The 9,654-nt window shown below is 50.6% G+C and carries 10 protein-coding genes and 1 pseudogene; all 11 read right to left on the bottom strand.

The genetic code is table 11. The annotated features are described in order from the left end of the window. Positions 1–431, bottom strand: a pseudogene (locus AACQ38_RS23025) (ImcF-related family protein); the annotation flags it as partial. Then, positions 412–1,563: a hypothetical protein gene (locus AACQ38_RS23020; RefSeq protein WP_165579164.1), complete on the bottom strand. Its 1,152-nt coding sequence runs from the start codon at positions 1,561–1,563 to the stop codon at positions 412–414. The gene AACQ38_RS23020 and the pseudogene AACQ38_RS23025, both read right to left, overlap by 20 nt. Further along, positions 1,560–1,817, bottom strand: coding sequence for a PAAR domain-containing protein (locus AACQ38_RS23015; RefSeq protein ID WP_165579163.1), 258 nt, complete (start codon positions 1,815–1,817; stop codon positions 1,560–1,562). Before AACQ38_RS23015 ends, AACQ38_RS23020 begins: the two co-directional genes overlap by 4 nt. Further along, positions 1,814–4,303, bottom strand: a complete 2,490-nt coding sequence (locus tag AACQ38_RS23010) for a T6SS phospholipase effector Tle1-like catalytic domain-containing protein (protein ID WP_165579162.1) — start codon at positions 4,301–4,303, stop codon at positions 1,814–1,816. Before AACQ38_RS23010 ends, AACQ38_RS23015 begins: the two co-directional genes overlap by 4 nt. Beyond that, positions 4,291–4,803, bottom strand: a complete 513-nt coding sequence (locus AACQ38_RS23005) for a DUF3304 domain-containing protein (protein ID WP_011147446.1) — start codon at positions 4,801–4,803, stop codon at positions 4,291–4,293. The genes AACQ38_RS23010 and AACQ38_RS23005 overlap by 13 nt, the downstream gene beginning before the upstream one ends. 51 nt (positions 4,804–4,854) lie before the next feature. Continuing rightward, positions 4,855–5,367 (bottom strand): DUF3304 domain-containing protein, encoded by a 513-nt coding sequence (locus AACQ38_RS23000; protein ID WP_011147447.1) that lies wholly within the window; start codon positions 5,365–5,367, stop codon positions 4,855–4,857. A 51-nt stretch (positions 5,368–5,418) separates the two neighbouring features. Beyond that, the gene (locus AACQ38_RS22995) at positions 5,419–5,934 is read right to left on the bottom strand and encodes a DUF3304 domain-containing protein (protein WP_165579161.1); all 516 of its coding nucleotides are present in this window, start codon (positions 5,932–5,934) and stop codon (positions 5,419–5,421) included. A 51-nt stretch (positions 5,935–5,985) separates the two neighbouring features. After that, on the bottom strand, positions 5,986–6,501 hold the full coding sequence (locus tag AACQ38_RS22990) for a DUF3304 domain-containing protein (RefSeq protein WP_165579160.1): 516 nt from the start codon (positions 6,499–6,501) through the stop codon (positions 5,986–5,988). A gap of 51 nt (positions 6,502–6,552) precedes the next feature. After that, positions 6,553–7,068, bottom strand: a complete 516-nt coding sequence (locus AACQ38_RS22985; RefSeq protein ID WP_165579159.1) for a DUF3304 domain-containing protein — start codon at positions 7,066–7,068, stop codon at positions 6,553–6,555. A gap of 9 nt (positions 7,069–7,077) precedes the next feature. Continuing rightward, positions 7,078–7,860: a DUF4123 domain-containing protein gene (locus tag AACQ38_RS22980; RefSeq protein WP_165579158.1), complete on the bottom strand. Its 783-nt coding sequence runs from the start codon at positions 7,858–7,860 to the stop codon at positions 7,078–7,080. Positions 7,861–7,863: 3 nt separating this feature from the next. Then, positions 7,864–9,654: DUF2345 domain-containing protein (locus AACQ38_RS22975; RefSeq protein ID WP_165579157.1), on the bottom strand; the 1,791-nt coding region annotated here is incomplete at its 5' end.

The following is a 9,654-nucleotide window of genomic DNA, read 5'->3' as shown; positions in this document are numbered from 1 at the left end:
CAGTGCGTCGTGGTCAGCCCCGGCGCGATGGCTTCCACCTGTTCCACTTCGCCCACCACCAGTAAAATGCGGACTTTATACCACCAGAACCGCCCGTAACGGAGGCGCATGCGATCGCCCAAGTCACCATAATCATACGGTTCGCTGGCTGGCAAAAGTGGCCGGGTATCGGATTTCACATCGGTGACTTTGTTTTTGACAAACAACGTTACCGTGATAAAACCTAGCATACTCACCACCACAGTGAGCACCCAAGCTATTCCACAAACCCACAACAGATGGTTGAAAGTTTCGGCATCAGTGGTTCGGTGATCTCCCCAAACCCACCATCCCAGACCAGCCAACGAAACCAGCAGGGTAATGGTGCCTATCAGTAAGATAAGTGTCTTCACCACCGAAATAGGCGGTATTTTATTCTCTTGCAGTGCCATAAGATTTTACTATTCCAAACGCTAAAGTATGTTGAGGATCACGGGCTAACCACCCACAGGGCTGGCCGGTATTTTCCGCCGAGATCGCCGCCAGTGTTTGCACTACGATCGCCTCCATCCCGCCAATATTGCCCCAATTGAGATCCTGTTGATGCTGAGTGATATTCCAGCCGAGTTTTTCCAGTGAGGATGTATCCGGCTGAGAAAACAGAAAGCAGGTTACCGGTGGCTGAGACATATCCGCTTGAACCCATGTTCTGGCCGCGACGTCAACAACCTCTTCATCACTTTGAGAACAAAAAAATTCACCGCGGGTTAAACAGACGTTGCCCTGTTTTTTCAATAACCAGATAAATGCTGCTTCACCGGCGGGTAAGGCTGACTCAGCCTCGCTGTCTACGCACTGACAACCTGCACACAAAATAGTCGCGTGTTGGTCCTTTGTCGTGTTGAGCAAATCAATTATTTCATCCAGCGTATCGATACCACACCAAGGCTGTGGCTGTTCAGGCAACTCCACATCAGGAAACCACTCCGCCATCTGGCCGGCAAACCCTTGCCAGGCAGCAGCAGAGCCTAACCAATAACAACGTAATGGCGTACAACGCAACGGCGACTGCACCTTCCTCTGCTTATGCCACTGTTCCACTGCCATGCCCGCCAGTTGTATTTCCCGCTGTTCAATATCAGCGGCAAAAGAACGCAGCAGACGCACCGACTGACCACTCTCTTCCTCGATAGGTTCCACGTGGCAATGAGGCTGATTAACCACTTTATTCCATACATCGGGCGTGCACCCTAGCGGCCCAACTAATACATAATCCACCAACGCAATCTGTTGACGGTGTTTACGCCACCACTGTTGCTGAACCCGCTCGACCTGCTGCTGGTAAGTCCAGGCGTTATGCACGGCAAAGCGGTAAAACAGCACGCGAAATAACAGACATAACAGCCATAACGCCGCCAATCCGGGGATCAAGGCATATAAGGAGAAAGTGTCACCGATTTCCGGTCTGATCAGCGCGACGATGTTACTGATCAACAAAACCAATCCGACTCCGACTCCCAACCAACGTTTAAAACGAGGAGGCGAAGCCTGACAATAAGGCGGAAAAAGAGGGATCGCTTTCATGACGTCACCTGATAATCGGGAAAAGAACTGACTAACGTACAACCACATTCACAACGATGACCATGCAACGCCACTGGCTGGCCGTCTATCAGGCAGGCCGCACTCCCTTGGGCAATGGTGGTCATACCATGACGGTTACACTGAACAGGATCGCCCTTGCAAGCAATGGGTTGTCCGAAACAAAGATAGTGGCCCGACAATACCGTACCGCCATATTCGCGCAGGCTATCACCCTGACGGATTACGTTTTTCATTTCTCAGGCTCCTTGAACGGGGTCGGCTCCAGCGTTTTTCCCGCCCAATGCGCTTTGAGATTATCTTTGGCCGTTTGCAACCGCTGCTCTTCGATAAACTTTCTCTGCTGGCTGGTCATCTCGCCCACATTATGGGTGAACGCTTTTCTATACTCCGGTCCTGCTAACAGGGTGATCAGCTTGCCGGAAGTTAAATACTGCGCGGTCACTTCCCACTCAGCAGCGGTGCCCTTGGACACTTTGTCGATGGCATCCCCCATCGTGTTTGCGACTTTATTCTGTTTAAACAAAAGCAGTACACTCTCTGCGGCCGGCGACATGAACCCCGCCACAGTGCCAGCCACTGACAGAAGTGACAGCGGTCTGCTGCAAATTGTACCGAAGTAAATGACTCGGTAGCGGAAATAGCCTCCCCACGGTTCACGTGAACCGAGTGTCGAGTACATAAACCAGGCACGGGAATCGTGAACCTGATTGTCATACAAGGCGACCAGCAATGACTCGGGTGATTCCTGTTGACCGGGTTTTGCCGCCGGAACAGGCCGAAAAAGCTGTTTGACCAATGCCTCTCCCCCTGCTTTCATTTGCAGATACTCCAGGAGGTCATCATGATCATCCAACATGTAAATTGCCTGACGTGGCACGGTATCGAAAAGAAATTGCCACTTACTGTGTTGTTCCCGCCGGTCACCGTGGTAGTCATTGCGAAATTCCGCGGCCGCTTCTCGCAACTGGTTTTGAGCGGTTTCCGGGTCAAAATCCGGCACTCCCTGCATTAACAACGGCGGCGTTTTTCCTCCATCGCGAAAAAATTCATTCCACTGCACTTTCCGTTTAGCCTCGACCTGCTGTTGTGCCGCTTTTTGTGCCTGTTCACTCTGTTCATAATGCGCCTTTTTCGCATCACGATTAGGAGCCTCATGAAAAAATGGCTCACCGAGCAGCGTGCCGTTGGCGTAACGATTGATACGCCAGGCCGTCAGCCAGTTCATCTGGTTTTTCATCGCCTGTTCCAATGCCACAGAGGCCCGCACCGGTTCAAAGCGGGCCGCTTCTTCATCTGACAGGGGTTGTTGGGGCATCTCCAACCCCAGAGTCACTTGACGCCAGGCGTTGAAGCGGTTGACTAATTGTGTGTCAATATCAAATTCATCACCGACATCTGGTGGCATAGAACGCCAGCTATATTGAGATAACTCTTGTGGCAAAATATCTTTAGGAACTTTCAATGGAGCTCCAATCTCAAACGCTGCCGAATACATTTCATGTAATGAGATCTGTGAGAGTAATAGATTGTCACGTTTTCCTATTGCCTTACCCTGTTCTCCCGGTGGATAACCGCCCCCCAAATCAGAGTGCACACCGGGATAAATCACCTCGGTGCTGCCTGTCGGGTAAGTGCCATCGGAACGGCGAATGGAATCCATCGGAAAACACAACCGCTGTTCATGGGTCGAGACCAAGTGCACACAACGTTTCACCAGACCACCGTAAGTCGCCTCCGATGGCAATTCCTGCGTGCCGTCTGCCCAGGCCATATGACCTTCAACAACGGGGATCATATGGGGCACCCCGACCGATGCCACTGTGTCAAACAATCCGAGAAATTCTACGCTGATGGGTAAATTGCTATCCGGGTCTGTATCGTGTTTATGTTGCAGACACTGAGCCGGTTTCTGGCCTGCTTCTCTCGACGGCGGAAACAGTTCGGTCAGCCAGTTAACAAAAGTCCGCGCTTCCGCAGCCCCACGGGAAAAACCATACACATACAATTTCATGCCCAACAACTTACACTTACCTCGTCCCGGCTGACTGCGGGCTATCCTCAGTTCACGTTTTAAGCTCGCAAACTGCTTATAAAACTCCTCATAGCGGTTATTGCTGCCTCCCAACTCCAGCATATTCCATGTGGTTGCCATCGCTTTCAGGGATTTTTGACAAGCAACATCATCAATTGTGTCGTTTACCAATACGCGCTTTAATACATCAATCAACCGCAGTAATGCCCAATTGATCCGGTCTTCTCCCCCGCTAGCAACCGCCAGCCCCAATTTGCTGTAATCCAGCTCATTAATTTCCGGGAAAGGGGTTCCCACCCCGGGAATATAATACTTAAAGTACTTTCTTCCTGTGCTCTCAATATTATCCAGTAACGGCTTACCGGATGCCCCTCCGGCATAACCCGCCCCAATGGTTGCCTGGAAAAGACGGACAACATTGGTCGGATGGTTAGGAATGGCCTGATAAAGGTCGTTATATAAATTATTGCCGGTGCCATCAAAAAACAGGCTGACATGCAACGTGTTACAACAGGGACGGATCACCCGACGATTGGCGGCCAGACAAAGTTCCTGATAGTAAGCTTTTTCCTGACTGCTCTGTTGCTGACAGTTTTCCACCACCAAATAATTTTTGGCAGGTAACCGCCCCTGAGACGGAAAAGGGGCTGGCAACCAGACAAGATCATGATGCTTTATTTCGGACATATTTTTGGTTCCTTCATTTCCAACGGTTCTTTGATTGGGTAGTTCGGACTACCGTAGGTGTTACACGAGGTGGTAACTTTGACCTGATCACAAGGTAAGAAATGCACTGTAATACCGCAGGTGCGCTGCCCGGTATAATCGGGCAACGGTACTACCTGGCTATGCTGGCGCTTTTGGGCATTAATCTTGTCCCTCCACGCCAAATATTTTTTTCTATCTGCAAAACCGGGAAACCCCCCCATGTCCCCAACACCAGTCTCCCAATCCACCTTAACCGTCATCCCCGGCCGCCACTTATCTGGAGCCCGATAGCAGCAACCGCCACCACCGCCCTGATACGGGCCGATAATATCGATACCCGGTTGATCATCCACAGTGAACCGGTTAATCGCCCACTTAGTATGGTTAATGGCGATAATGATGCCTGCCTGTGCCGGAAATTGGCTACAGGCGACCAGCAGCAGAGATAAAACTGCCAGCCTCAATTGTTGTTTTTTCATCTTCTATTCCTTCACATTAGTGACAATCTGGACTTGAAATGCCGGTATGCATTACTTCGGACATACTTTTGGTTCCTTCATTTCCAAGGGTTCTTTAATTGGGTAGTTCGGGCTACCGTAGGTGTTACAGGAAGTGGTAATTTTGACCTGATCACAGGGTAAGAAGTGCACTGTAATACCGCAGGTACGCTGCCCGGTATAATCGGGTACAGGCACTACCTTGCTATGCTGACGATCATTAGCCCGCAACTTATTACGCCAAGATAAATACTTCTCTTCATCAGCAAAACCCGGAAAGCCTTTTGTGGATGCTTCACCTGTCTCCCAATCCACCTTAACCGTCATCCCCGGTCGCCACTTCTCCGGGGCCCGGTAGCAGCAACCACCACCACCGCCCTGATATGGCCCGATAATATCGATACCCGGTTCACCATCCACACTGAACCGATTAATTGCCCATTTGGTATGATTAATCGCTTCAATGATTCCCGCCTGTGCCGAAAACTGGCTACAGGCGACCAGCAGCAGGCATAAAACCGCCAGCCTCAATTGTTGTTTTTTCATCTTCTATACCTTCACATTAGTGACAATCTGGACTTGAGGTGCTTGCATGCTTTACTTCGGACATACTTTTGGTTCCTTCATTTCCAAGGGTTCTTTAATCGGGTAGTTCGGGCTACCGTAGGCATAACACGAGGTCGTAACTTTAATTTGATCACAGGGTAGGAAGTGCACCGTAATACCGCAGGTATCACCACCATTCTGATAATAAGGAACCGGCACTACTTGGCTATGCTGGCGTTTCTGGGCGTTAATCTTGTCCCTCCACGCCAAATACTTCTCATCATTTTCATAACCGGGAAAGTCGTCGGAAAAAGCGACACCGGTCTCCCAATCCACCTTAACCGTCATCCCCGGTCGCCACTTATCTGGAGCCCGATAGCAGCAACCGCCACCACCGCCCTGATACGGGCCGATACTGTCGATACCCGGTTGATCATCCACAGTGAACCGGTTAATCGCCCATTTAGTATGATTAATGGCGATAATGATGCCTGCCTGTGCCGGAAATTGGCTACAGCCGACCAGCAGCAGGAATAAAACCGCCAGCCTCAATTGTTGTTTTTTCATCTTCTACTCCTTCACATTAGTGACAATCTGGACTTGAGGTGCTTGCATGCATTACTTCGGACATACTTTTGGTTCCTTCATTTCCAAGGGTTCTTTAATTGGGTAGTTCGGGCTACCGTAGGCATAACACGAGGTCGTAACTTTAATTTGATCACAGGGTAGGAAGTGCACCGTAATACCGCAGGTATCACCACCATTCTGATAATAAGGAACCGGCACTACCTTGCTATGCTGGCGCTTCTGGGCATTGATTTTCCTATCCCATTCCAAATACTTCTCCCAATTTTCATAACCGGGAAAATCTTTAGAAAAAGCGACACCGGTCTCCCAATCCACCTTAACCGTCATCCCCGGTCGCCACTTATCTGGAGCCCGATAGCAGCAACCGCCACCACCGCCCTGATACGGGCCGATACTGTCGATACCCGGTTGATCATCCACAGTGAGCCGGTTAATCGCCCATTTAGTATGATTAATGGCGATAATGATGCCTGCCTGTGCCGGAAATTGGCTACAGCCGACCAGCAGCAGGAATAAAACCGCCAGCCTCAATTGTTGTTTTTTCATCTTCTACTCCTTCACATTAGTGACAATCTGGACTTGAGGTGCTTGCATGCATTACTTCGGACATACTTTTGGTTCCTTCATTTCCAAGGGTTCTTTAATTGGGTAGTTCGGGCTACCGTAGGCATAACACGAGGTCGTAACTTTAATTTGATCACAGGGTAGGAAGTGCACCGTAATACCGCAGGTATCACCACCATTCTGATAATAAGGAACCGGCACTACCTTGCTATGCTGGCGCTTCTGGGCATTGATTTTCCTATCCCATTCCAAATACTTCTCCCAATTTTCATAACCGGGAAAATCTTTAGAAAAAGCGACACCGGTCTCCCAATCCACCTTAACCGTCATCCCCGGTCGCCACTTATCTGGAGCCCGATAGCAGCAACCGCCACCACCGCCCTGATACGGGCCGATACTGTCGATACCCGGTTGATCATCCACAGTGAGCCGGTTAATCGCCCATTTAGTATGATTAATGGCGATAATGATGCCTGCCTGTGCCGGAAATTGGCTACAGGCGACCAGCAGCAGGAATAAAACCACCAGCCTCAATTGTTGTTTTTTCATCTTCTACCTCTATGACGATAATCTGGCTTTAAGGTGTTTAAGTACGAACGACTCTCTGTCGTCATCCAGTAAAATGTCTTCACCAGATGTCTCTATCATCAAGGCATAACAATTGTTGAACAGTTGTTCGCGGGAAAATTCTGAATATTCAACCTGACTACTCAGTTTCAACATCAGTATGTGAGCATCAGAAACGCACAAGAGATGTTCTAGCTGCTCATCTGTGAGATCAATTTTCTGAAAGGTTTCACCAACCGGCCCTGCATGGCCTTCACGCCAGATAACATGTGGAGCCCCATCACGATCAAGCCAACTCCAGAACAGCGCGGGCCTGAAAAATTGTTGTTGCTGTTCCTTGTCCAATACATGGGAAAACAACACAGGAAAAATACGCGGATCATAAAAACGTAAGATCCCGCCTTTCTCGGCGTAGGCTGCATCCACGCACTGAATCAAATATTGGGACAAGCGATCAAACGACCATGAAGAACATAAAATCAGCAACATAGGCTTGCCGCCTAAGCGCATCATGATTTCATTCATCCATTGCCGTTGAACCGGTTGTGTTAGATCAATCCGAATTAAGATCGGGGCTTTATCTGTCACAATCTCCTCCGGCAATCCCTGAAATAGCGAGCACCAATCCATCTCAGATGAAAAACTTTTTAATGCCGGAATTAGGGGGAACTTACCCCCTGATTGATCCACAATCATATCGATACAACTTATGCCGGTTTCCGTTACAGACGATGCAAGTGATGCAATCCAGTCAGCTATTTGATGGTCATTCATTGGTTAACTCCTCAAAACAAACCCCTGCGACAATTCCTGCGCTTTTTCCAAACACGTTTTACACACCGATTCAGGCAGGTCAGGCAAAGGAAAGTCCTGTTTCGCCGGTGACGCCATTTTGTGCTGCCCTTTCAGGCTTAACAGGCCCGGCCCGTGAATTTCAATTTCTCCTGCCGGAGAAAGACGGATGTACGCGCCTCCACACGCCAATGTCAGGCCATTTTTCGCCGTAATCTGGACGTGACCCTGTGTTGAATTGACGGTGACATCGTTTAATGAGGTGAGACCTAAACTATCGCCATGTGATTCAATGGCGAGCGGCCCTTTCCCTGACACCAGACGCATCCCTTCGTTTTGTGCTAACAGGGAGATAGCTTGTGTTGAATTCATCCCAATCCGGTTTGCACTGGCAATATGCACATCCCCCGCACTTTGGGCATAGAGCGCCTGACCACTTTGCACCATCACAGTCTGCGGGCTGACAATCCCCACCCCTTCCGGCGCACTGAGCAGCATGGCCGCCATTTTCAGTTGATCCACATGCTGTAAATAGGTTTTCAGGCTTTCAGCATCCGGCTGATGATTCAGGTGAGTTTTGGTCACTGTTCCCCACTCCAGCACCTGATTCACCGCGCCTTTTACCAGACTGATTGCCGGTGCCATCTCCAGCACTTCACCACCCGCCCGGGCCTGTTTATCCGCACTGATAAACAACCCCTTACCGGCCCGAATCGCGCCCCAGTCATCGGTTCGCAGCTCAAAGCCTTCTCCCCGTTTATCCGGGTGTGGGCGCTGGCTATCAACGAGATGACCGAGGTTCAACTGGCTTTTACCGCCGTATTCGGTACTCAGTTTGATATGTTCCCGACCGCGCTCGTCATCCATCCGCAGTTTGTTATTCGCCGGGGTGCGCAGAACGTTGCGTTTGTAGTTGTAGAGATTGACGTGATCCGGGTGCACTGAGTCGTGCAGAGCATGGGCAATATAGGGCCGGTCCGGATCGCCCCCTTCAAAGGCGATCGCCACTTCAGTGCCTTCCAGCAACGGCCAGTGAAAGCCATAGTTCTCTCCCGCATACGGGCGCGCCAGACGCACCCACAGGCTTTCGCCGCCTTGCGGCCATTTCTCCCGGTCAAAATTAAACGCCACCCGATATAAGCCGTCTTTGTCGATATCGCCGTAGGTATCATTCACTTTGGTACTGCTCACCCGCGCGGGTATCGTGCCGGCCATCACCGGTTTCGGCACCCGTTCCGGGCGAAAGCACACGGTCTCGGAATAGGGAATGGCAGTGAATGTCATCTCAAAACTGCTGTCCCGGCGGGCACTGTTGGTGATGTGGGTGATGATCGCCCCTTTGCGAAACGTTTCCGGGGCGTCACCTTTCACTTTCAACTCCTGTCCCGGCACCAGCGTGGCGGAGGTGGTCATTCCCCGCAGGCGAATGCGTTGATTCAGGTAACGTTCGTGATGCAAACGGGCATAAAACACCCCACTTTCCGCCTCCGGTTGATAGGCGTAACGATCACCGGGTATTCGGTAGTCGTCACGGTAATGGTACGCTTCGCCATAAGTCGTTCGATCGCCCCGTGTCACATCCGCCTCGGTGTTCAAGCCGGGATACGGCCGGGCATCGTGGTAGTCATAATTCCGAGTCGCAATTTTTCCCTCCACCACCTGATACGCGGTCTCCATGCCCCACACCACCGCGTCCTCCTCGCCGTGCATACCTGACGGATTGCGGGCAGGCAGGTAGACATTGAACTGGTAGTCACGCTGGTCGTCGTAAAACTC

Source organism: Photorhabdus sp. RW14-46 (genome assembly GCF_963887965.1).
Taxonomy (GTDB): Bacteria; Pseudomonadota; Gammaproteobacteria; order Enterobacterales; family Enterobacteriaceae; genus Photorhabdus; species Photorhabdus laumondii.
This window is presented reverse-complemented; position numbering and strand designations above follow the sequence as displayed.

Coding starts and splice junctions, on each gene's coding strand:
- AACQ38_RS22995 (WP_165579161.1), bottom strand. CDS start 5,934: ATGAAAAAACAACAATTGAGGCTGGCGGTTTTATTCCTGCTGCTGGTC.
- AACQ38_RS22990 (WP_165579160.1), bottom strand. CDS start 6,501: ATGAAAAAACAACAATTGAGGCTGGCGGTTTTATTCCTGCTGCTGGTC.
- AACQ38_RS23010 (WP_165579162.1), bottom strand. CDS start 4,303: ATGTCCGAAATAAAGCATCATGATCTTGTCTGGTTGCCAGCCCCTTTT.
- AACQ38_RS23015 (WP_165579163.1), bottom strand. CDS start 1,817: ATGAAAAACGTAATCCGTCAGGGTGATAGCCTGCGCGAATATGGCGGT.
- AACQ38_RS23005 (WP_011147446.1), bottom strand. CDS start 4,803: ATGAAAAAACAACAATTGAGGCTGGCAGTTTTATCTCTGCTGCTGGTC.
- AACQ38_RS22980 (WP_165579158.1), bottom strand. CDS start 7,860: ATGAATGACCATCAAATAGCTGACTGGATTGCATCACTTGCATCGTCT.
- AACQ38_RS23020 (WP_165579164.1), bottom strand. CDS start 1,563: ATGAAAGCGATCCCTCTTTTTCCGCCTTATTGTCAGGCTTCGCCTCCT.
- AACQ38_RS22985 (WP_165579159.1), bottom strand. CDS start 7,068: ATGAAAAAACAACAATTGAGGCTGGTGGTTTTATTCCTGCTGCTGGTC.
- AACQ38_RS23000 (WP_011147447.1), bottom strand. CDS start 5,367: ATGAAAAAACAACAATTGAGGCTGGCGGTTTTATGCCTGCTGCTGGTC.